20 protein-coding genes are annotated in these 21,000 nt (G+C 57.2%); 9 read left to right on the top strand and 11 right to left on the bottom strand.

Going from position 1 to position 21,000, the window contains the following annotated elements:
• Positions 1 to 26: 26 nt before the first annotated feature.
• The 4 genes from clpA to cckA form a co-directional block, all read right to left on the bottom strand.
• The gene (gene clpA / locus EKM04_RS11110; protein WP_183897320.1) at positions 27 to 2,540 is read right to left on the bottom strand and encodes an ATP-dependent Clp protease ATP-binding subunit ClpA; all 2,514 of its coding nucleotides are present in this window, start codon (positions 2,538 to 2,540) and stop codon (positions 27 to 29) included.
• Between the two features lie 10 nt (positions 2,541 to 2,550).
• The gene (gene clpS / locus EKM04_RS11105) at positions 2,551 to 2,904 is read right to left on the bottom strand and encodes an ATP-dependent Clp protease adapter ClpS (RefSeq protein WP_174152870.1); all 354 of its coding nucleotides are present in this window, start codon (positions 2,902 to 2,904) and stop codon (positions 2,551 to 2,553) included.
• 187 nt (positions 2,905 to 3,091) lie between these two features.
• On the bottom strand, positions 3,092 to 3,730 hold the full coding sequence (locus EKM04_RS11100) for a helix-turn-helix transcriptional regulator (protein ID WP_183897319.1): 639 nt from the start codon (positions 3,728 to 3,730) through the stop codon (positions 3,092 to 3,094).
• Between the two features lie 176 nt (positions 3,731 to 3,906).
• Entirely contained in the window at positions 3,907 to 6,504 is a 2,598-nt protein-coding gene (cckA, locus tag EKM04_RS11095; protein WP_183897318.1) for a cell cycle histidine kinase CckA, read from the bottom strand.
• Positions 6,505 to 6,860: 356 nt separating this feature from the next.
• On the opposite strand from cckA, the gene EKM04_RS11090 reads away from it, so the two are divergent.
• Complete coding sequence (locus EKM04_RS11090) at positions 6,861 to 8,090, top strand: flagellar biosynthetic protein FliO (protein WP_183897317.1); 1,230 nt, start codon at positions 6,861 to 6,863, stop codon at positions 8,088 to 8,090.
• Between the two features lie 9 nt (positions 8,091 to 8,099).
• Here the strand turns inward: EKM04_RS11090 and EKM04_RS11085 are convergent, their stop codons facing one another.
• Positions 8,100 to 8,294: a hypothetical protein gene (locus EKM04_RS11085; protein WP_174152804.1), complete on the bottom strand. Its 195-nt coding sequence runs from the start codon at positions 8,292 to 8,294 to the stop codon at positions 8,100 to 8,102.
• Between EKM04_RS11085 and EKM04_RS11080 the strand changes: the two genes are divergently transcribed.
• Both EKM04_RS11080 and EKM04_RS11075 read left to right on the top strand, forming a co-directional pair.
• On the top strand, positions 8,245 to 9,183 hold the full coding sequence (locus EKM04_RS11080) for a DMT family transporter (protein ID WP_412762990.1): 939 nt from the start codon (positions 8,245 to 8,247) through the stop codon (positions 9,181 to 9,183). The genes EKM04_RS11085 and EKM04_RS11080 overlap by 50 nt on opposite strands.
• A gap of 84 nt (positions 9,184 to 9,267) precedes the next feature.
• Entirely contained in the window at positions 9,268 to 10,395 is a 1,128-nt protein-coding gene (locus EKM04_RS11075; RefSeq protein WP_183897315.1) for an S-(hydroxymethyl)glutathione dehydrogenase/class III alcohol dehydrogenase, read from the top strand.
• A 179-nt stretch (positions 10,396 to 10,574) separates the two neighbouring features.
• On the opposite strand, the gene EKM04_RS11070 is transcribed toward EKM04_RS11075, so the two are convergent.
• The 6 genes from EKM04_RS11070 to coaD all read right to left on the bottom strand — a co-directional run bounded on the left by EKM04_RS11070 (position 10,575) and on the right by coaD (position 15,669).
• A complete protein-coding gene (locus tag EKM04_RS11070) occupies positions 10,575 to 11,723 on the bottom strand; it encodes an aminodeoxychorismate synthase component I (RefSeq protein ID WP_183897314.1) in 1,149 nt (382 codons plus the stop codon).
• Between the two features lie 22 nt (positions 11,724 to 11,745).
• A complete protein-coding gene (tgt, locus tag EKM04_RS11065; RefSeq protein WP_183897313.1) occupies positions 11,746 to 12,876 on the bottom strand; it encodes a tRNA guanosine(34) transglycosylase Tgt in 1,131 nt (376 codons plus the stop codon).
• Complete coding sequence (gene queA, locus EKM04_RS11060) at positions 12,876 to 13,958, bottom strand: tRNA preQ1(34) S-adenosylmethionine ribosyltransferase-isomerase QueA (RefSeq protein WP_183897312.1); 1,083 nt, start codon at positions 13,956 to 13,958, stop codon at positions 12,876 to 12,878. The genes tgt and queA overlap by 1 nt, the downstream gene beginning before the upstream one ends.
• 73 nt (positions 13,959 to 14,031) lie before the next feature.
• Positions 14,032 to 14,541, bottom strand: a complete 510-nt coding sequence (locus tag EKM04_RS11055) for a peptidylprolyl isomerase (protein WP_174152861.1) — start codon at positions 14,539 to 14,541, stop codon at positions 14,032 to 14,034.
• Between the two features lie 35 nt (positions 14,542 to 14,576).
• A complete protein-coding gene (locus EKM04_RS11050; protein WP_174152860.1) occupies positions 14,577 to 15,146 on the bottom strand; it encodes a peptidylprolyl isomerase in 570 nt (189 codons plus the stop codon).
• Between the two features lie 4 nt (positions 15,147 to 15,150).
• Positions 15,151 to 15,669, bottom strand: a complete 519-nt coding sequence (coaD, locus tag EKM04_RS11045; RefSeq protein ID WP_183897311.1) for a pantetheine-phosphate adenylyltransferase — start codon at positions 15,667 to 15,669, stop codon at positions 15,151 to 15,153.
• 409 nt (positions 15,670 to 16,078) lie between these two features.
• Here coaD and EKM04_RS23135 point away from each other — a divergent pair, with 409 nt between their 5' ends.
• The 6 genes from EKM04_RS23135 to moaC all read left to right on the top strand — a co-directional run bounded on the left by EKM04_RS23135 (position 16,079) and on the right by moaC (position 20,958).
• Positions 16,079 to 16,258 carry a hypothetical protein gene (locus EKM04_RS23135; RefSeq protein WP_412762989.1) on the top strand — a complete coding sequence of 60 codons (180 nt, stop codon included), beginning with the start codon at positions 16,079 to 16,081 and terminating at the stop codon, positions 16,256 to 16,258.
• 42 nt (positions 16,259 to 16,300) lie between these two features.
• Positions 16,301 to 16,435 carry a hypothetical protein gene (locus EKM04_RS22935; RefSeq protein ID WP_268842319.1) on the top strand — a complete coding sequence of 45 codons (135 nt, stop codon included), beginning with the start codon at positions 16,301 to 16,303 and terminating at the stop codon, positions 16,433 to 16,435.
• A 293-nt stretch (positions 16,436 to 16,728) separates the two neighbouring features.
• Entirely contained in the window at positions 16,729 to 18,621 is a 1,893-nt protein-coding gene (locus EKM04_RS11040) for a peptidylprolyl isomerase (RefSeq protein WP_183897310.1), read from the top strand.
• 23 nt (positions 18,622 to 18,644) lie between these two features.
• Positions 18,645 to 19,670, top strand: a complete 1,026-nt coding sequence (gene trpD / locus EKM04_RS11035) for an anthranilate phosphoribosyltransferase (RefSeq protein ID WP_174152857.1) — start codon at positions 18,645 to 18,647, stop codon at positions 19,668 to 19,670.
• The gene (gene trpC, locus EKM04_RS11030; protein ID WP_174152856.1) at positions 19,667 to 20,479 is read left to right on the top strand and encodes an indole-3-glycerol phosphate synthase TrpC; all 813 of its coding nucleotides are present in this window, start codon (positions 19,667 to 19,669) and stop codon (positions 20,477 to 20,479) included. Before trpD ends, trpC begins: the two co-directional genes overlap by 4 nt.
• The gene (gene moaC, locus EKM04_RS11025; RefSeq protein ID WP_183897309.1) at positions 20,476 to 20,958 is read left to right on the top strand and encodes a cyclic pyranopterin monophosphate synthase MoaC; all 483 of its coding nucleotides are present in this window, start codon (positions 20,476 to 20,478) and stop codon (positions 20,956 to 20,958) included. The genes trpC and moaC overlap by 4 nt, the downstream gene beginning before the upstream one ends.
• Positions 20,959 to 21,000 lie beyond the last annotated feature (42 nt).

The following is a 21,000-nucleotide window of genomic DNA, read 5'->3' as shown; positions in this document are numbered from 1 at the left end:
CACTTTTTTTAAACGTGAAACACAGCTTACTTCTTCTTCGGAACCTTGGGCACCGTGTTTGTCCTGCGCGCGGGCTTCTCGGCTCCGGCTGCCTTGTCCGCATCCAAAACGGCAATATCTACGTCCGGCTCGGCTTTTTCAGCCTTTGCGGTTTTTGCCTTGCCCTTGGCCTTGCTCACGGTCTTGGCGGCCTTCAGCTCGGCTTCAGGCTTTGGCTTGACCGATGCGCTTTCCGATACGACGTCCAGTTTCAGCCCCTCAGTGCCATCATCCTTCTTGCCGATGGAGACAGTCACGACGCCACCCTTCTTGAGCTTCCCGAAGAGAATCTCGTTGGCGAGCGGCTTCTTGATGTATTCCTGAATGACGCGCCCAAGCGGACGGGCACCCATTTTTTCGTCATAGCCTTTTTCCGCCAACCAGCTGACCGCATCGTCGTTCAGAACGAATGTCACATTGCGCTCGGACAGCTGGGTTTCCAGCTGCATGACGAATTTCTGGACCACCTTGTGAATGACCGCAGTCGGCAATGGCGAGAACGGAATGATCGCATCCAGACGGTTGCGGAACTCCGGTGTGAACAAACGGTTCAGGGCCTCTTCATCTTCGCCCGTACGCTTGGAAGAACCGAAGCCGATTGCTGACTTCGCCATTTCCGACGCACCCGCATTGGTCGTCATGATCAGAATGACGTTGCGGAAGTCGATCTTCTTGCCATTGTGGTCCGTCAGCGAGCCGTGATCCATGACCTGCAACAGAATGTTGTAGATTTCCGGATGCGCCTTCTCGATTTCGTCCAGCAGCACGACGCAATGCGGATGCTGATCCACACCGTCAGTCAGAAGACCGCCTTGCTCGAAGCCCACATAGCCGGGAGGTGCGCCAAGCAAACGTGAAACGGTGTGGCGTTCCATATATTCCGACATGTCGAAACGAAGCATCTCGACGCCGAGGGAGGCGGCAAGCTGCTTTGCGACTTCCGTCTTTCCGACGCCGGTCGGACCGGAAAAGACGTAGGAGCCGATTGGCTTGTCGGGCTCACGCAGTCCTGCACGGGCCAGTTTGATTGCCGTCGACAGGGCTTCGATGGCCGTATCCTGACCATAAACCACGTAACGCAGTTCTTTTTCGAGATTGGCCAAAACCGTCTCGTCATCTTTCGATACCGTCTTGGCCGGAATGCGGGCCATGGTCGCGATCGTGACTTCAATTTCCTTTTCCGTGATCAGCTTGCGACGCTTGGATGCTGGCAGCAGCATTTGCGCGGCACCTGTCTCGTCGATCACGTCAATCGCCTTGTCCGGCAGCTTGCGGTCGGAGATGTAACGTGCCGAAAGCTCCACTGCGGCCTTGATGGCTTCATTGGAATAGCGAAGATGGTGATAGCTCTCGTAATAGGGCTTGAGGCCCTTCATGATCTCGATTGCATCTTCAATGGATGGCTCGTTGACGTCAATCTTCTGGAAACGACGAACAAGCGCCCGGTCCTTTTCGAAGAACTGGCGATATTCCTTGTATGTCGTCGAGCCGATGCAACGGATTGCGCCGGAGGACAAGGCGGGCTTCAGCAGGTTGGATGCATCCATGGCGCCGCCGGAGGTAGCACCTGCACCGATAACGGTGTGAATTTCATCAATGAAGAGAACAGCGCCCGGCGTCTCCTCCAGTTCCTTGACGACCTGCTTCAAACGCTCTTCGAAATCACCGCGATAGCGTGTTCCGGCCAACAGCGTACCGATATCGAGTGAGAAGATCGTGTCATTTTTCAACGCTTCGGGCACCTTGCCCTCCACGATCCGCTTTGCCAAACCTTCGGCAATGGCGGTCTTGCCCACACCTGGATCGCCCACATAGAGCGGGTTGTTCTTCGAGCGACGGCAAAGGATCTGAATGGTGCGGTTCACCTCGGCATGACGACCGATCAACGGATCGATCTTGCCGCCCTTGGCTTTCTCGTTAAGGTTGACGCAATAGGCCTTCAGCGCATCCTGCTGCTTTTTCGGTCCAGCAGAATCGTCCTCGATACCACCGCTGCGGGCGGGCTTGGCCTCGTTCTCATTTTCTTCAGCACCGCGCGGCGCTCGGGTCTGGGACGAGCCGGGGCGTTTGCCGATGCCGTGTGAAATGTAGTTTACGGCGTCATAGCGTGTCATTTCCTGCTCTTGCAGAAAATAGGCTGCGTGGCTTTCGCGCTCGGCAAAGATGGCAACGAGGACGTTCGCACCGGTGACTTCTTCCCGTCCAGAAGACTGGACATGGATGACGGCACGCTGGATCACGCGCTGGAAACCGGAGGTCGGCTTGGAATCCTCATCGTAGCCGGTCACGAGGTTGGAAAGTTCGTTGTCTACGTAATCAACAACCGTTTTGCGGAGTGCGTCGAGATCGACATTGCAAGCGCCCATCACGGCTGCGGCATCGGCGTCGTCCACCAGCGCCAGCAACAGATGCTCCAGCGTGGCGTATTCATGATGACGCTCATTTGCAAAGGTCAATGCCTGATGCAGCGCCTTCTCTAGACTTGGGGAAAAAGTTGGCACGTTGCGATCCTCATTTCTTTTCCATGACACACTGCAGCGGATGCTGGTGCTGTCGGGCGAAATCCATGACCTGGCTTACTTTCGTCTCTGCGACTTCATATGTAAATACCCCGCACTCGCCGACACCATGCTGGTGTACTCGCAACGTGATGCGGGTCGCACTTTCCCTGTCCATCTGGAAGAAACGCTCCAGAACGTGGATAACGAACTCCATGGGAGTATAATCGTCGTTCAACAAAAGAACACGGTAAAGATTGGGTTTTTTTGTCTTTGGTTTGGTGCGGGTAATCACCGAGGTTCCGCGGTTCGCACCGCCTTCGTCCCCGTCATGGTCACCCTGCATGTAGATCGACGTCGCGATCATCTCACATCATTCTCCAGATCGTCATCGCGCTACCGTTTCGGTCACGCGAGCCTGTATTTCGCTTCACCATATCTAGGTCTTCTCTCTGCGATTTTAAGCCCCTCGATGCGCAGCGCAATCATTAATCCGTTCACGCATCACAATCGGAAGGAAGAATTGCTTCCGTCGATCACGGCAAGCTGCAACCTCACAGAAGCGTTCGTCGTCTCAGCGTAACAGCAACTGCATGCTCCAGGCTTTCCACCTCCATCTTACGGCAAATAGCCTTGGCCAGGTAGTTGATCGTGCGGCTTGTGAGGGCCATCGTCGTGGCGATCGTCTCGAAACCATGACCTTCCAAGGCCAATGACATCACCTGCTTTTCCAGCCCGGACAAGGGCTGTCTTTCCTGCACCTGATGTCCGGTGATGGTCGTCAGGCGCGCATGAGCGTGAATCATCAGAACGTTTAGTTTCTCAATCTCGTCGAGAGTGAGATGAGGTCGGTCACCGGCAAATCCAATCAGGCGCGGGGCTCCGGAAATTCCAAGAGCGGGAAACATCGCGCCTCTTACCAGGCCACCCGCTCGAAACGTGGCTGCCGCTTCCGGCGTAATGCAATTGCCTGTTTCGGTCTCTGAAAGGTCCCAACGTTCAGGACCAAGACTGCCAGGAGACTGGATGAAAATCGACGCATAATAGGCAATGCATTCATCAACGTTGTAAAACAGTGAGGCTGCAATATTGGAGGGAAACAGAAACGATATCGGCTCTTTTTCCAGCAGACGCGAGGTATCAAGAACATAATAGCAAAGAAAATCGAACAGTTGCTGGATATCGGCCAGCACGAAGCCGACCTCCTCCACTGTCGTGATTTTTTGCAGCCTGATGAGCAGGTGTTGGTAGATTGTCTCGCCTCTTGGTGTAGAGAGAATGACCGACCGTTGCGCCGCAGTTCGGCACAGCAGCCGGCCCGGTGCCGCCGACTTGTTGGGCTAAAGAATATGAGCGCATGACGGGGCTGTCAATTTTCACTGTCCAGCATTTCGCGGACGGCGACCGCAAGCTGTTTCAGGGAAAATGGCTTCGGCAGAAAACCGAACTTCGCATCGGCTGGCAGGTTCTTCGCGAAAGCGTCCTCCGCGTAACCAGACACAAAGATGAACTTCATCTCGGGATAGGTCTTGCGAAGTTCACGCAGCAGCGACGGGCCGTCCATTTCAGGCATGACGACGTCTGAAACGACGATGTCGACCTTGCCCTCCAATTCCTCCAGCACCTCAAGCGCTTCCGTGCCGGAACCCGCCTCATGCACCGTATAGCCTCGCGTTTCGAGCATACGTTTGCCGCCCCGGCGCACCGCTTCTTCGTCTTCCACCAGAAGAACGACTGCGGATTTGCCGGTCAGATCGAGCGGCTCGTCTTTTGCAGCGGCATCCTTGGCGGCAGCGGCTGCAACAGCTTCCCGCAGCGCTTCACCCTCAAGCGGCGCAACCACTTCGACGATATGACGCGGCAGGAAGATGCGGAATGCGGTTCCCTTGCCCACTTCCGAATCCGGATAGATGTAGCCACCCGACTGCTTGACGATGCCGTAGACCATCGAAAGGCCAAGGCCCGTTCCCTTGCCCACTTCCTTCGTGGTGAAGAAAGGCTCGAAAATCTTGTCCATGATCTCCGGCGGAATGCCAGTGCCCGTATCGGCGACCTCGATCATCACAAGGTCTTCCGTGGGCAGGTCCGCACGGCCAAGAGCGACGATATCGTCTGCCGTCATGTTGCGGGTGATGATCTTGATCTTTCCGCCTTGCGGCATGGCATCGCGAGCGTTCACGCACAGATTGATCAGCACCTGCTCGAACTGCGACAGATCGGTTTTGACAGGCCACAGGTCCCGACCGTAATCAACATCGAGCTTGACGTTGGTCCCGGATATCAAACGATCGACCAGCATGCGCAGGTCGCCGATGACATCCGTCAGGTTCAACACGGCAGGGCGCATGGTCTGCTTGCGTGAAAAGGCCAGCAATTGCCGGACGAGGACGGCGGCACGGTTGGCATTGCGTTTGATTTCCATCAGGTCCGCAAAGCTGGCATCGGCAGGACGTGCCTGAAGCAGTAAATGGTCCGACGACAGCAGAATGGCGGTCAAAACATTGTTGAAGTCATGTGCGATGCCACCTGCCAAGGTGCCAACCGCATTCATCTTCTGGGTCTGCGCCATTTGTGTTTCGAGCGCTTTCTGCTCGGTCACCTCAATGGCATAGACAATCGCGACCTCTTCCGGGGCCTCATCGTCCTGATCCAGAACAGCATGGACGTAGAAGCGGAAATGACGAGCCTCATCGGTCGGATGGCGCGAATCAAACGGCGCGATATCACCCTGGCGATCTTTTGCGGCGTCGATCGCTTCCAGCAGCTTTGGCTTGTCATTGTCGAGCAGGACAGCATCGAGAACCACACCGTTATCGATATCATCCCGGCCAACGACACCTGAAAACAGTTTGAGGAACGGCGCGTTGGTGCGCAGAATTCGACGGTCACCATCCAGAGACGCAATCGCCATCGGCGTGTTGTTAAAGAAGCGTGTAAAACGCATGGCGGATGCCGACTCGGCGTTTTCCTTGCCCTTGGAGCGCATCAGTACGATGGTCCGGCTTTCGCCCGGCGCACCGTCCCGCGCGGCAGTCACCTCATGGACCAGACGCGCTGGCATGCTCTGTCCATTGACGCGGCGCATATCGAGATCAAGCATTTCCGTGCGCTTGGCTCCAGCCTGGGGCTGAACGGATTCGATCAGCGCCATCCCCTCGCCCGCCACGATATCCGATACCGTCAGCGACCCTGGCGAAAATTGCGCCAGATCAATGCCAAGCCATTGCGACAGCGTGGCGTTGAGGTAGACGATCTCGCCTTTTTTTCCAGCGGAAAAGAAACCCGCAGGCGCATGGTCGAGGTAGTCGATAGCGTTTTGAAGTTCACGGAAAAAACGCTCCTGATCTTCACGCTCCGTGGTAATATCGGCGATCTGAAAAACGTGAAGATCTTTTCCACTCGTGTCCTTCAACAGGCGTGCCTTCAGGCGATACCAGTGTGGGCCGGACTGAGATGGAGCAGCGCTCAAGGGCTTCAGAAGGCGAAATTCTTCGTAGCCGTCCGTGCCGTCACGCAGACCGTTGATGAGACGATAGAGGGCTTCGGTCGATTCCCGGTCCCGCGACAGCAGCGTTTCGAGACTTTGAATGTCGGTCGCCTTGGTCGCGCCGGTCATCTGGCAGTAGGTCGCATTGGCATAGACCAGCCGCCCTTTCGGGTCTGTGATCAGAGTGCCGTCCGGGTTGGATGACAGAAATCGCCGCGCCATTCCGTCGGACTGGGATTGCGGCATGACCTCGATAAACCCGATGGCCGAGGACACAAGGAAGAAGATACCCAGCATCGCGAGGATACCGAGAATGCCCAGTACGACCTCGTTTTCCAAGGAATTCTTGAAATAGACAAAACCGACAGCAGCAGCGACAAGAACGAGAGCGAGAAGCAATATTCGCAAGAGGGTCCCGGACCTGGCCCGCCTGTCCACCAAAGGAAAGTCATTGTCGCTGGCTTGGCTCACCTTGGTCATCGAGGCTCTAACCCTTGCAGTTTATCCGACCCCTACGCATTCGAAGACAAAACCTCGAACGGAATCGCTTTTGTCTGTCTCTTGTAGCAATTTGCGGAAATATCAAAAAGCTCCGTGTCGTCATAAACCTTTGCCAATACACAAAGAATACGCCTGATTCCGTGCGATATCGCACCTTGCGTGGCACCTTTGCCACGCGTGCAACGTTATTACCGCCATGCCGCCTAGAATTTTAGCGGCCTTAGAAGGATAAAAACTTGTACTCGGCGCAAAAAAATCGTCTTTTCGCGTAAAACTTCTTGAAAAAACCAGATGCGGCAATCATTTGCCCGGCAAAAGACTGAGGAACTGGCTCGATGATGGACGAATTGATCGGCACGTATGGCAACAATCTGATCGTTGCAGTCGTGGGTGTCGGCGTGGCACTTCTGGCTCTGGCGATCATCCTGTGGCTTATTCGCAGACGCGGCGGTTCTTCGCCCTTCATTCGCGGCGGCAAAAATCGTCAGCCGCGCCTGCAGGTCCTGGATGCCACAGCGATCGATACGCGACGTCGCCTCGTGCTCGTCCGTCGCGACAATGTCGAGCATCTCGTGATGATTGGTGGCCCCACCGATATCGTTATCGAAAGCGGCATCGGCGCCATTCCTTTCATGAAAGATGTTCGCGAACCACAGAACGAAATGCTGGAATCGCCGCCACGGGAAAAGGCCGTTGCTCCTGAGCGGCCACGACATCTTGGACCATCACGCGAGCAGGAGGCACGCTCGTCTTCGCCGGACATGCCGGTTTCGTCTGCGCCACTGCCTGTCGAAAGGCCAGCATCAGCCGCCGCTACAGCTCCTGCTAGACCGGCAGCGCCCGCAGTCCAGCCTGCCCCAACGGTGGCTGCGAGACCGACACCGACAGCCGCACCACGACAGGCCGTACCTGTTGCGTCTCCTGCAGCTGTAGCATCACCGGCGCCAGCCGCGCCGCGTCCTGTTGTTCCACCGATGCCGTCGCCCGCTCCTGACGTCGCACCGGCACCAAAGACAGTCGCCAGAGAGCCGGTGGTCGCGCCGTTCACGCCAGCGGTGGTGCCCGCCGTCACTGCGGCGTCCCTTGCCGTCGAACCCGTCGACAGATCCAATGTATTGGCACCGTCGGTTCAGGAACGTCAGGTCGCGCCGCCTGTTACTCCTGCGCCAGCAATCAAGGCGGAGCCAGCGGTTCAGCCCCCCCTTATCGATCAAAACAACGCTGTCGATTTCCTCGACGCTGCCCGTGAACGGGTTCTGCCAACCTATCGTAACGAAACGCTCGTCACCGCCTCCGCAAGTCCGGCCAAGCCGGTGCCGCTTGGGCCGGATGAAAACGGCGCCGTCTTCGGTGACCAGTTGACCAGTGATTTCGAGAGCTTCCTGCAGGCAGAGATCGCAAAGAACAACGCAGCCGAGACGCCTGACGTTAGCCTGGATCCCAAAACTGAACCGGCTTTTTCGGAGCGCGTGGCCCCTGTGAACACAGACACGCCTGCGGACGAAAATGTCCAGAAGGAAATGGCGCGGATATTCGGTGAAATGTCCGTGACGCGCGACAAGTGACCAATAGCCTCAACTGTCGCTTTCGATGACTATGAGTACCGAAGCAAGCCCGTCGAAATTTTCGACGGGTTTTGTTTTGGCTTTAACCGCTTCACCGATTGCAACACCAGACAGAGTCTGATCAATCTCAATGTCCTCCACAAATGGTGTTTGTATGGCCTCTCCTGTTCCAAGCCAGAGTGCCCTGAAAGGCATGTTGATCATGGCAGTCTGCATGATCGTGCTGCCGGTCATGGATGCGATTGCGAAATATATGGCGATCAGCGAAGGCATGTCGCCGGCCCAGGTGACGTTCTACCGCTTCTTCTTCCAACTGGTCTGCACCTTGCCCCTGTTGCTGCTCATGTCTCCGAAAGCCCTGCTCTCTGCCAAACGTCCATGGCTTAATCTGCTGCGTGGCGTCTTGCATGCCGCAGCCAGCCTGACGTTCTTCGCGGCGGTCAAATACATGCCGCTGGCGGATGTGTTTGCCATCTATTTCGTCGAGCCGTTTCTGCTGACCATGATGTCGGCATTGTTTCTGGGCGAAAAAGTTGGCTGGATGCGCTGGAGTGCGATTGCCGTCGGCTTCATGGGCGCAATGATCGTGATACAGCCGAGCTTCGAGATCTTTGGCTGGACCGCACTCCTGCCCGTTGCCTGCGCTTTTCTGTTTACACTTTACCTTTTTCTCAACCGCGCGTTGGGGGATGCAGATAGCCCTCTGGTCATGCAGACCATGGCGGGCATCGCTGGCACGGTGTTCATGGCGGTCGCTCTGCTGATTGGTTTCTGGCTGGGCGATGAAAATTTCCAGATGTCGTTGCCCGGCTGGGGCCATGGTCTGGTGCTTCTGGTCTTGCTGGGCTCGATATCGGGCTATATGCATCTCCTCGTCGTGAAGGCGTTCCGCCTGGCACCGATTTCGCTGCTGGCTCCCTTTCAGTATTTCGAAATCATTTCCGCGACTGTTCTGGGCTACGTTCTGTTTTCTGATTTTCCCACGGCGTCGAAATGGATCGGTATTCTCATCATCGTCGCGTCCGGCCTCTTCATCATCTGGCGGGAGCGCCGCAGCGCCCAACGGGCCTTGATCGGCGTCGCGGAAGTTTGACGAATATGGCCTGTTGCCCTTGTTCCCTTCGCCAAGGTCGGGCAAAAGTCGTTGCACATTCGAGACGCACCTAAGGAGACTAAAATGGACGTTCGCGCCGCAGTCGCTGTTCAGGCAGGCAAGCCACTGGAAATCATGACGGTTCAGCTCGAAGGGCCACGCGCTGGCGAAGTGCTGATCGAGGTCAAAGCCACAGGCATTTGCCATACGGATGATTTCACCTTGTCAGGTGCCGACCCTGAAGGACTGTTCCCAGCCATTCTCGGCCATGAGGGCGCTGGCATTGTCGTTGATGTCGGTCCGGGTGTGACGTCTCTGAAAAAAGGCGACCACGTCATCCCGCTCTACACGCCGGAATGCCGCGAGTGCTATTCTTGCCTCAGCCGCAAAACCAACCTCTGCACGTCCATCCGCACGACGCAGGGACAGGGTCTCATGCCCGACGGCACCTCGCGCTTTTCCATCGGCAAGGACAAGATCTTCCATTATATGGGCTGCTCGACCTTCGCCAATTTCACGGTGCTGCCGGAAATTGCGCTGGCCAAGGTCAATCCCGACGCGCCGTTCGACAAGATCTGCTACATCGGCTGCGGCGTGACGACAGGCATCGGCGCGGTCATCAACACAGCCAAGGTCGAAATCGGCTCAACAGCAATCGTCTTTGGTCTTGGAGGCATTGGCCTCAACGTGTTGCAGGGTTTGCGCCTTGCCGGTGCTGATATGATTATCGGTGTCGATATCAACAACGACCGTAAGGCTTGGGGCGAAAAATTCGGCATGACACACTTCGTCAATCCGAAGGAAGTCGGTGACGACATCGTGCCATATCTCGTCAACATGACCAAGCGCAACGGCGATACGATTGGCGGTGCGGATTACACCTTCGATTGTACCGGCAACACCAAGGTCATGCGTCAGGCACTGGAAAGCTCTCATCGCGGCTGGGGTAAATCTGTGGTCATCGGTGTCGCCGGTGCGGGTCAAGAAATCTCGACGCGCCCGTTCCAACTGGTCACGGGCCGCAACTGGATGGGCACTGCCTTCGGCGGCGCACGCGGTCGAACGGATGTTCCCAAGATCGTCGATTGGTACATGGATGGCAAAATCCAGATCGACCCGATGATCACCCACACCATGCCGCTGGAAGACATCAACCACGGCTTCGAGATGATGCATTCGGGCGAGAGCATCCGCGGCGTGGTGGTTTATTGATTGATCAATCAACCAAAATCATCCCTCGGTGCCATGCGCCGGAGGACGCTGCTATTGGGAAAGGCCATTCCTTTCTTGCCGAAAAGGCGTGAGGAGCAAAGCAACCTCAACGTCATCCTCGGGCTTGTCCCGCGGATGACGTTCACGGTGCATGCAGGGCCATCGGTTTAGCCAATACTCTAGACCAGCCGCCTGTCACCTGTCGCGAACTTCGCCTTCAACAGGCATTCCTCATATTCCGCATCAGCAACCGAATCGAACACGATCCCGCCGCCGACATTGAAAGTGGCAGTGCCGTTCTCAAACAGCGTGATGGTGCGGATTGCCACCGAGAAACGCATGTCTCCATCGGGTGAAATCATGCCAATGGCACCGCAATAGACATTGCGTGGACCAATCTCCAGGTCGTTCAGGATTTCCATCGCGCGCATCTTCGGCGCACCCGTGATCGAGCCGCAGGGAAAGAGCGCAGCGAAAATATCCTCGATTACCAGACCGGGCAAAAGCTTGGCCCTCACATGACTGACCATCTGATGCACGGTGGGATACGTCTCGATCTCGAAGAGCTTCGGAACGTCCAGCGTGCCGACTTCTGTGATTCGTGAAATATCATTGCGCAAGAGATCAACGATCATACGGTTTTCGGCGAGCGTTTTTTCGTCCTTCAGCATGTCGGCAATCAATGCGGCGTCTTGCGCTGGTGAGCCGCCACGCCTGACAGTACCCTTCATAGGATGCGTTTCGATCCAGCCATCCCTCACTGAGAAAAACAATTCTGGCGAACGCGACAGGATCATGGGGCCACCCAGATCGACAAGCGCGCCATATTTCACCGGCTGCCTGGATATCAGCGACCAGAATGCCGCGAGAGGATCACCGTTCCAGTGGGCGTTGACAGGCATCGTCAGGTTGGCTTGATAGCAATCTCCCTGCCGCAGATGCTGGTGCAGCCTTGCAAATTGCGAGCTGTATTCGTCGAGCGTCCATCCGGGTTTAATGTCGCTAAGAAAGTCGTCTGCATCGATGAGTGGACCGGGGCTCGCCTGCTCGACATCACTGGCTGGTGACGCGAACACGCCAAAGCACAGCAACGGCACATCGCGCTTCGTCCTTACCAGCGGTGCCAGCTTTTTCTCGAAGAGATAGCCCGCCTCATAGGACATGTAACCGGCAAGATATTTCCCCCCGGCACGCGCGGTCTGCATCCGCTCCAGCGCCGGAAAGAACTCCTCCACCTCATTCGCGACGATAAGCTCATCCGGCTCAGTAAACAGCGTTACCGTGCCGGTCGTATCATCGCGAAAAAGCACATAAGGCGCGGTCAGCAAATCCGTTCGATCCCTCTAGACATCAGAGGCGATCGATATCGCCTTTCGCCCACATTTCAATGGTCTCGGCGTAGAAATCCGCAAAGCGGCCTTCTTCTATGGATTTGCGGATCCCCTGCATCAGCTCCTGATAATAGGCCAGGTTGTGCCAGGACAGAAGCATGCCGCCCAGCGCCTCGTTGGAGCGCGACAAGTGGTGCAGGTAGGCGCGGGAGTAATCGCGCGATGCCGGGCAATTCGACTGGTCGTCCAGCGGCCGCATATCTTCGGCGTGGCGGGCATTGCGGATATTGACGCGGCCACGCCTTGTAAAGGCCAGACCATGGCGACCGGACCGTGTCGGCATGACGCAGTCGAACATATCGATACCACGTGCGACCGATTTCAAGATATCGTCCGGTGTGCCAACGCCCATCAGGTAACGCGGCTTTTCGGTCGGCAGAACCGGAAGCGTCGTTTCCAGCATGGCCAGCATCACGTCTTGCGGCTCGCCCACGGCAAGACCGCCGACAGCATAGCCCTTGAGGTCGAGCTGTTTCAGGCCTTCTGCCGAGCGTATGCGCAGATCCGGCTGATCTCCGCCCTGCACGATGCCGAACATCGCCTTGCCCTTCTGCTCGCCAAAGGCGACACGGCAGCGCTCTGCCCAGCGCAGCGACATTTCCATGGCGCGCTCGATCTCCTTACGCTCGGCAGGCAGAGCAATGCATTCGTCCAGCTGCATCTGGATGTCAGAATCCAGCATGCCCTGAATTTCGATGGAGCGTTCCGGCGACATGTGGTGCAGCGATCCATCCACATGGCTTTTGAACGTCACGCCCTTTTCATCCAACTTGCGCAGGCCGGAAAGAGACATGACCTGGAATCCGCCGCTATCGGTCAGGATCGGATGCGGCCAGCGAATCAGCTCATGCAGACCACCAAGGCGTTGAATCCGCTCGGGGCCGGGACGCAGCATCAGGTGATAGGTGTTACCCAAGATAACATCGGCGCCGAGTTCCCGCACCTGATCCAGATACATGGCCTTGACGGTTCCAACGGTGCCCACCGGCATGAAGGCTGGCGTGCGGATGGCACCGCGTGGCATGGCGACTTCACCGAGGCGCGCGCCACCATCGGTTTTTTTGAGGGTGAAGGTAAAGTTCTCTTGCATCAGTTTTTCCGGAACAGAAGGCTTGAATCGCCATAGGAATAGAAACGGTAACCGGTCGCAATCGCATGGGCATAGGCCTCACGCATCGTGTCCAGTCCGCAGAATGCCGACACCAGCATGAACAGCGTGGATTTCGGCAGATGAAAATTGGTCATCAGAATATCGACCGCCTTGAAGCGATAACCCGGCGTGATGAAGATACCGGTGGCACCCGACCACGACTTGATCTGGCCATCGTCGGCAGCCGCACTCTCGATCAGCCGAAGCGATGTGGTACCGACGCAGACGATGCGCCCGCCCCTCGCCTTGACGGCATTCAACCTGGCCGCCGTTTCCTCGGAGACGTAGCCGATCTCGAGATGCATCTTGTGCTCCTCCGTATCGTCAGCCTTGACGGGAAGAAACGTACCAGCTCCCACATGCAACGTCAGAAAGTGTCGCTCGATACCGGCTGCATCCAGGGCTTCGAACAGAGCGGGCGTGAAATGCAGGCCTGCCGTAGGGGCCGCGACGGCACCTTTTTCGCGGGCATAGATGGTCTGATAGTCCGTCTGGTCCTGCGCGTCTTCAGGACGCTTGGCAGCGATGTAAGGTGGCAATGGGATGTGGCCGACGGAGGCAATGGCCTCATCCAGCACCGGGCCGGAGACGTCAAACAGCAGGGTGATCTCGCCCTCCTCGCCCTTCTCCTCGACGGTTGCCTCTAGAAAGGCAAGACCACAGGCATTGTCGCGCTCGTAGCCGAAGCGGATGCGGTCGCCCCGTTTGATGCGCTTGCCGGGCCGGACAAAAGCCTTCCAGCGACTGGCGTCGGCCCGCATATGCAGCGTGGCGGAAACGGCAGTTTCCGGTGCGCCCTCGCGAAGACGCACGCCTTCAAGCTGGGCTGGAATGACGCGTGTGTCGTTGAAGACGAGCGCATCGCCCGGTTTCAGGAAGCCCGGGAGATCGAAAACCTGATGGTCCGTCCTGCGGCCAATGTTCGGATCGACCACAAGCAGGCGTGCACTGTCGCGCGGATTGGCCGGGCGAAGTGCGATATTGTCGTCAGGAAGGTCGAAGTCGAACAGGTCTACACGCATGATGGGGGCTCTTGAATATCAAAACCCGCCCCGCAGGGACCTGCGAGGCGGGCTGGATCTCTATATCCTACGCTCAGGCTGCAGAAGCAAGGCGGATGGAGATGATGGAATCCGGGTCCTTGACAGGCTCGCCGCGCTTGATCTTGTCGATGGCTTCCATGCCCTCGATGACCTGACCCCAGACCGTGTACTGCTTGTTCAGCCATGGGCTGTCGGTAAAGCAGATGAAGAACTGCGAGTTGGCGGAGTTCGGGCTTTGCGAACGTGCCATCGAGCATGTGCCACGAACGTGCGGAATGGCGGAGAATTCAGCCTGAAGATCAGGCTTTTCGGAACCGCCCATGCCAGCACGCGACGGGTTGAAGCTTTCCGAACCTTTCTTGCCGAATTTCACGTCGCCGGTCTGCGCCATGAAATCGGTGATGACGCGGTGGAATACGACGCCGTCATAGGCCTGTTCGGAAACCAGTTCCTTGATGCGTGCAACGTGGCCAGGGGCCACTTCCGGCATAAGCTGGATGACGACCTTGCCGGTCGTCGTTTCCATGATGAGGGTGTTTTCCGGATCTTTGATCTCGGCCATGGTGTCTCTCCTTTTACGTGGGCATCCGCCCGGTTTTATTTCTTGCCGACGGTAACTTTGACCATGCGGTCGGGATCGGAAACTTCGCCGTTGCCGCCCTGCCCCTTCTTGATCTTGTCAACGAATTCCATGCCGGACACGACCTTGCCGACGACGGTATATTGCCCGTTCAGGAACGACCCCTGATCGAACATGATGAAGAACTGCGAGTTGGCGGAGTTGGGGCTCTGCGAGCGGGCCATGCCCACGGTGCCGCGCTCGAATGGCGTTTTCGAGAATTCGGCGGGAAGGTCCGGCAGATCGGAACCACCGGTGCCTGCGCGCTGGGCATTGAACGACTTGCTCATATTGCCGTACTGCACGTCACCCGTCTGGGCCATGAAGCCGGGAATGACACGGTGAAACGCAACATTATCGTAAGCGCCCTTTTCGGCGAGCGCCTTGATCTGCGCCACATGCTTCGGTGCGACTTCCGGCATGAGCTGGATGACAACGGGCCCGTCTTTTAGCTGAATCGTCAGGAATTCGGCAGCAGAAGCGATGGTGCTGGCGGCGATGGCGCTGACGAACAGAGCGCCTGCGAAGGCAAATCGAAGCAGTTTCATTGGATTAGGCTCCAGAATTATCACTGAGACGGGGGCTCAGCTTGCTGTTGAGGGCTTGCAACACGGCTTTCGGCACAAAAGCCTCCACATTACCGCCCATTGCTGCGATCTGACGAACCAATGTGGCGGTAATGGGCCGCGACGCTGTTCCGGCAGGTAGAAAGACGGTCTGGATATCAGGTGCCATCTGCCTGTTCATGCCCGCCATCTGCATTTCGTAATCCAGATCAGTGCCGTCCCGCAGCCCGCGAACGAGGAGTGTGGCGGCGTGTTCGCGAGCAGCATCCACCACCAGATTGGCGAAGGACACGACACGCAGTCGCTCCATGGCGTTTGGCAGCGCATGAGCTAGGGAAAGACGAATGAGGTCTGCCCTCTCCTCGAAGCTGAACATCGGCGCCTTGCCGGGATGAATACCGATGGCAACGATCACCTGCGACGCAACGTTGAGCGACTGGATCAACACATCCAGATGTCCGTTGGTCATCGGATCGAATGATCCGGGGTAAAAGGCAATCGTCATATCGCTCCCGATACTGAACGTTGGTTGTGCCGCCTTTTGTCATGGAAGGCCGGTCTTCGCAAGACCGGAGGATGTACTCGAAAGCCGAAATCGGCGGGTGAACATCACATGAATACCCTGTTCAGCGCGGCTTCAAGGCAGGTCGTTATAAAGGTCTCATCGAATGGCAAACGGGCACGTCGCCCAATCGGAGATGGAAATGCTGGTGTTCATGATGATCCTGACAATCGCGACATCCCTCGTCGTTGAATATGTCTTCATGGATTGACGTGAACTGCCAATTTTCTGAACACCAGATGAACGAAGCATTCAACAACGCTTCACAGGCGAAATGCTAATCGATTTTTAACAATAACGCGGAACTGGATCAAAGATCACGCGTTCAGATCGCAGTTAAAGGAACGAACACATGTTTACAAAAGTAAATCAGTCTACGTCTTCCAAAATCGGCGTGATCAGCACGGCATGGACAATGTTGGTTATCGCGATGGTAGCAACGACGTTCAGCCTTTACGGTCAGAAGCCGCAAGACAATGGTCCTGACTTCCCACAGCTTACATCTCGCTCTCAGTACACAAACTATTACTGATAGGGCGGGAGGGGTAGACGTTCAACTCCGGAGTTGAATACTATGGTTACGACATTAACCTTGCTGGCAGCCCTCATTAGCATCATGTTCGTCGCCTCCTTCATTTCCGTCGTATCGGAAACTCGCAAGGAAGACGAGGATTTCAAGATCCTGCTGGATCGCTCGAAGTTGTTCTGATGCAGAGACCGCGATTACCCCATTAAACGTCGTCATGATACGAAAGCCGCCCGACAGAGAGGCGGCTTTTTTGTTCCCACCAATCGGCGAGGGATCGCCCGCCTTTCGCGACCTCCATCACGCCTGTCAGGTAAGGGTTGCCGCAAGATCCGCATTACCTGGCAAAATCTCACGTCATCGTTTGGCAATGCGCGCTTTTCAGCGGAATTTAGCCTTCAATTTCAAAGCGGATTGATTTAAGGAAGCCGCACAGACCCGGCGTAACGGGCGAATATTGTGAGGTTTGCATAACGATGCTCGATTCTCTGAGAAGTGCTTCTCGTACCCTGGCGGCAAAAATTCTTCTTTTGCTCCTCGTCCTGTCCTTCGGCGTGTGGGGCGTTTCCGCATCTCTGGTGACGAGCAACTCACATTCCGTGATGACGGTCGGTGATCAGACCGTCTCTCCCAACGAGTACCGTTTCGCCTACCAGCGCCAGATGGCCGATGTCGGTCGCCAGTTCGGGACACGGTTGACGACAGAGCAGGCCAAGGCGTTCGGCCTCGACCGTCAGGTCTTCAGCCAGCTCGCCGCCGGTGCCGCTCTCGACGAACTGGCATCCAAGATGAACCTGGGTCTTTCAGAAGACCGTCTGGCGACACTGATTTCGGAAGACCCGTCCTTCAAGTCGCCCACTGGCCAGTTCGACCGTAACCTGTTCAGCCAGCGGTTACGCGGTGCTGGGTTCAATGAAGACGATTACGTCAAGGAACGCAGCAAGGTTGCCGTGCGTGGCCAGATCGTTGACGCCGTGTCCGATGGCTTCAAGCCGCCGCAGGTCCTCGTTGATGCGTTGAAGCAGTATCGCGACGAGCAGCGCTCCATCGACTATATTCTTCTCTCCAACGCCAACATTGATCCGGTCAAGGCGCCGGCTGACGATGTGCTGGCCGCATGGTTTGAAAAGAACAAGGACAAGTATCGTGCGCCGGAGTATCGCAAGTTCAGCTACGTGAAGCTCGAGCCGAGCGACATTGCCGATCAGGGTGCGATTACCGACCAGCAGATTTCCGATTATTACGAAGGCAACAAAGACAACTTCCGGACAGCGGGACGCCGTACGATTGAACAGCTGACGTTTTCGGACAAGGAAATGGCCGAGGCCGCTGCCGCACAGATCCGCGCTGGCACGACCACGTATGATCAGGTGGTGAAAGATCAGGGCAAACAGCCTGCCGATGTGACACTTGGCGAATTCACAAAAGACACGGTTCCAGACCAGTCCGTCGCAGAAGCCGCCTTCGCCATCCAGAAGGATGGTGGCGTTTCACCTGTCGTCGATGGCTCATTCGGTCCGGTCATCCTGCGCGTAACCGGCATCAAGAACGAAAGCATGAAGACGTTGGACGAGGCGAAGGAAGAAATTCGCACAAACCTCGCGACCACCAAGGCGGCCGAAGAAATGAACGCCGTTCACGACCGTTACGAAGATCTGCGTGGCGGTGGTTCGTCGCTGACGGACGCCGCGACACAACTGAACCTTAAGACTGTCACCGTGAACGCCGTCGATGCCAATGGACAGGATGAAAAGGGCAACCCCGTCGAAGGCTTGCCAACATCCGAACTCGTCGCCGAGGTTTTCAAGGCTGAACAGGGCGTCGATGCGCCCGCCGTCAACATCGGTCGCGAAGGCTATGTCTGGTTCGATCTTCAGCAGGTCATCGCACCCCGTGACAGAGCGCTCAACGAAGTCAAGGAGCAAGTCGTTGCCGACTGGACAGCCGAGCAGCAGCGCACGGCGCTTGCCGCCAAGGCCGACGAGTTGAAGGCACGCGCCGAAAAGGGCGAAACGTTGGCGACTATTGCCAGCGAGATGGGCCTTGCCGTGGAAACCAAGATGGGTCTTCGCCGCACCAGCGAAGACGCACTTCTGGGGCAGCAGGCTGTCTCCGCTGTCTTTGCTGGCGCAAACGGCCTCGTTGGGACCGCACCCGATACGGATGGTTCCAGCCGTGTCCTGTTCAAGGTCACGGATGTCAACACCACCACGCCATCCGACGCGCTTGATAACAACGACCAGCAGATCACCGCCATGGCTACGGCCGCAGGCGACGATATGCTCGACCAGATGGTCAGCCGTCTTCAGAGCGATTACGGTGTGACCATCAACCAGGCTGCCGCCGACCAGGCGCTGACCAACTACTGAGCCGCAAACGGGAACATGCGCACATGGCCGACTTGAAGCTGCTGATCGCCAAGGTTGCCAACGGCGAAAGCCTCAGCCGGGAGCAGTCCCGGGAGGCCTTCGACATTCTGATGTCCGGCGAAGCGACTCCATCGCAGATCGGTGCGTTCCTCATGGCCTTGCGGGTGCGGGGCGAAACGGTGGACGAAATCTCCGGTGCGGTCTCTTCCATGCGCTCCCGAATGATACCCGTCAGCGCACCTGCCGATGCCATGGATATCGTCGGAACCGGTGGCGATGGCCTTGGCACCTACAATATCTCCACCCTCGCCTCCATCATCGTTGCAGGGACTGGTGTACCGGTTGCCAAGCATGGTAACCGGGCTTTGAGCTCCAAGTCCGGCACGGCGGATGCGCTGTCCGTGCTGGGTGTCAAGCTCGATATCGAGCCGGACCTGATCAGCCTCTGCATCCGCGAGGCCGGTCTTGGTTTCATGTTCGCCCAGCGTCACCATTCCTCGATGCGCCATGTCAACCCGAGCCGGGTTGAACTTGGCACGCGCACGATCTTCAACCTGCTTGGCCCTCTGTCCAACCCTGCAGGCGCCAAAAAGCAGCTGCTCGGCGTGTTCGCACCGCATTGGCTGGTTCCTCTGGCAGAAGTGCTGCGCGACCTCGGTTCGGAAAGCGTGTGGGTCGTGCATGGTGACGGTCTGGACGAGATCACGACCACCGGGACCACCCGGGTGGCGGCACTGGAAAATGGCAAAATCCGCAGTTTCGAGCTGACACCGAAAGATTTTGGCGTTGGTGTCGCCCGCATCGATGATCTCAAGGGTGGCGATGGCGTTGCCAATGCAGCCGCATTGCGCGACGTTCTCGGTGGCGCCCAAAACCCCTACCGCGATGTCTCGCTGTGCAATGCAGCCGCTTCTCTGGTGGTCGCAGGCAAGGCCGAAACGCTGGCGGATGGCATGAAGATCGCCAGTTCCGCGCTGGATGACGGCAGAGCGACAGCGGCCCTCGACAGGTTGATTGCAGTTTCGAACGAAGAGCAGGCAAAGCCATGAGCGACATTCTGAAAAAGATCGAAGCTTACAAGCGAGACGAAATCACCGCTGCGAAGGCGGCAGTGTCCCTTGCAGACCTCAAGGCGATGGCCTCCGACCAGACCGCACCGCGCGGCTTCTACAATGCGCTGAAGCGCAGGCAGAGCGAAGGAACATTCGGCCTCATCGCCGAGATCAAGAAGGCCAGCCCTTCCAAGGGTCTTATCCGTCCCGATTTTGATCCGCCTGCGCTGGCAAAAGCCTACGAGGCCGGTGGTGCGGCCTGCCTTTCGGTGCTGACGGACACGCCGAGCTTTCAGGGCGCTCCGGAATTTCTCACAGCCGCCCGCAAGGCCTGCACCCTGCCCGCGCTGCGCAAGGATTTCATGTTCGAAACCTATCAGGTCCATGAAGCGCGCGCCTGGGGTGCCGACTGCATTCTCATCATCATGGCATCGCTGACGGACGACGAAGCAAAGCGGCTGGAAGACGAAGCTTTCTTGCTTGGCATGGATGTGCTTGTCGAAGTCCACGACGAGCAAGAGACCGAACGCGCACTGAAACTCACCTCACCGCTGCTCGGCGTCAACAATCGCAATCTTCGCACCTTCGAGGTCAGCCTCGATGTCAGCGAGCGTCTGGCCAGGATGGTGCCTGCCGATAAATTGCTGGTGGGCGAAAGCGGCATCTTCACCTACGAGGATTGCACGCGCCTGAAAGCATCGGGTATCACCACCTTCCTTGTTGGGGAAAGCCTGATGCGCAAGCAGGACGTAACCGCGGCGACCCATATTTTGCTCAACGGCGAAAACGCAGCGGCTGCCGAATGAGCAGCGATCCGCGCTTGACCCATATCGATGCCTCCGGCGAAGCCCATATGGTCGATGTCGGCGACAAGGCCGAGACGACGCGCGTTGCGGTCGCCGAAGGTTTCGTGACGATGAAGCCGGAAACGCTGTCGTTGATCCGCGAAGGCAATGCCAAGAAGGGTGACGTGATCGGCACGGCCCGTCTCGCCGGCATCATGGCCGCCAAGCAGACCGCCAATCTCATCCCGCTCTGCCATCCCCTGATGCTGACGAAGGTCTCGGTCGACATTACCGAAGATGACGCCCTGCCCGGCCTTCGCGTACAGGCCACCGTCAAGCTGTCCGGCAAGACCGGTGTCGAGATGGAAGCCCTGACAGCCGTGTCTATCACGTGCCTGACCATCTACGATATGGCAAAGGCTGCCGATAAAGGCATGGAAATCGGCTCCATCCGTCTGCTGGAAAAGATCGGCGGCAAATCCGGTCACTTCAAGGCTTGAGGCTGAACCGAGGTTCCGTCATTGCGCGATCATCGTCGCATT

This window comes from Rhizobium skierniewicense Ch11 (genome assembly GCF_023757665.1).
Taxonomy (GTDB): domain Bacteria; phylum Pseudomonadota; class Alphaproteobacteria; order Rhizobiales; family Rhizobiaceae; genus Agrobacterium; species Agrobacterium skierniewicense.
This window is presented reverse-complemented; position numbering and strand designations above follow the sequence as displayed.

Excerpts from the sequence above, each read along its gene's own strand:
- clpS (WP_174152870.1), bottom strand. The coding sequence starts at position 2,904 with ATGATCGCGACGTCGATCTACATGCAGGGTGACCATGACGGGGACGAA.
- cckA (WP_183897318.1), bottom strand. The coding sequence starts at position 6,504 with ATGACCAAGGTGAGCCAAGCCAGCGACAATGACTTTCCTTTGGTGGAC.
- EKM04_RS11090 (WP_183897317.1), top strand. The coding sequence starts at position 6,861 with ATGATGGACGAATTGATCGGCACGTATGGCAACAATCTGATCGTTGCA.
- EKM04_RS11080 (WP_412762990.1), top strand. The coding sequence starts at position 8,245 with ATGGCCTCTCCTGTTCCAAGCCAGAGTGCCCTGAAAGGCATGTTGATC.
- EKM04_RS11085 (WP_174152804.1), bottom strand. The coding sequence starts at position 8,294 with ATGATCAACATGCCTTTCAGGGCACTCTGGCTTGGAACAGGAGAGGCC.
- EKM04_RS11075 (WP_183897315.1), top strand. The coding sequence starts at position 9,268 with ATGGACGTTCGCGCCGCAGTCGCTGTTCAGGCAGGCAAGCCACTGGAA.
- tgt (WP_183897313.1), bottom strand. The coding sequence starts at position 12,876 with ATGCAAGAGAACTTTACCTTCACCCTCAAAAAAACCGATGGTGGCGCG.
- queA (WP_183897312.1), bottom strand. The coding sequence starts at position 13,958 with ATGCGTGTAGACCTGTTCGACTTCGACCTTCCTGACGACAATATCGCA.
- EKM04_RS11055 (WP_174152861.1), bottom strand. The coding sequence starts at position 14,541 with ATGGCCGAGATCAAAGATCCGGAAAACACCCTCATCATGGAAACGACG.
- EKM04_RS11050 (WP_174152860.1), bottom strand. The coding sequence starts at position 15,146 with ATGAAACTGCTTCGATTTGCCTTCGCAGGCGCTCTGTTCGTCAGCGCC.
- coaD (WP_183897311.1), bottom strand. The coding sequence starts at position 15,669 with ATGACGATTGCCTTTTACCCCGGATCATTCGATCCGATGACCAACGGA.
- EKM04_RS23135 (WP_412762989.1), top strand. The coding sequence starts at position 16,079 with ATGTTTACAAAAGTAAATCAGTCTACGTCTTCCAAAATCGGCGTGATC.
- EKM04_RS22935 (WP_268842319.1), top strand. The coding sequence starts at position 16,301 with ATGGTTACGACATTAACCTTGCTGGCAGCCCTCATTAGCATCATGTTC.
- EKM04_RS11040 (WP_183897310.1), top strand. The coding sequence starts at position 16,729 with ATGCTCGATTCTCTGAGAAGTGCTTCTCGTACCCTGGCGGCAAAAATT.
- trpD (WP_174152857.1), top strand. The coding sequence starts at position 18,645 with ATGGCCGACTTGAAGCTGCTGATCGCCAAGGTTGCCAACGGCGAAAGC.
- trpC (WP_174152856.1), top strand. The coding sequence starts at position 19,667 with ATGAGCGACATTCTGAAAAAGATCGAAGCTTACAAGCGAGACGAAATC.
- moaC (WP_183897309.1), top strand. The coding sequence starts at position 20,476 with ATGAGCAGCGATCCGCGCTTGACCCATATCGATGCCTCCGGCGAAGCC.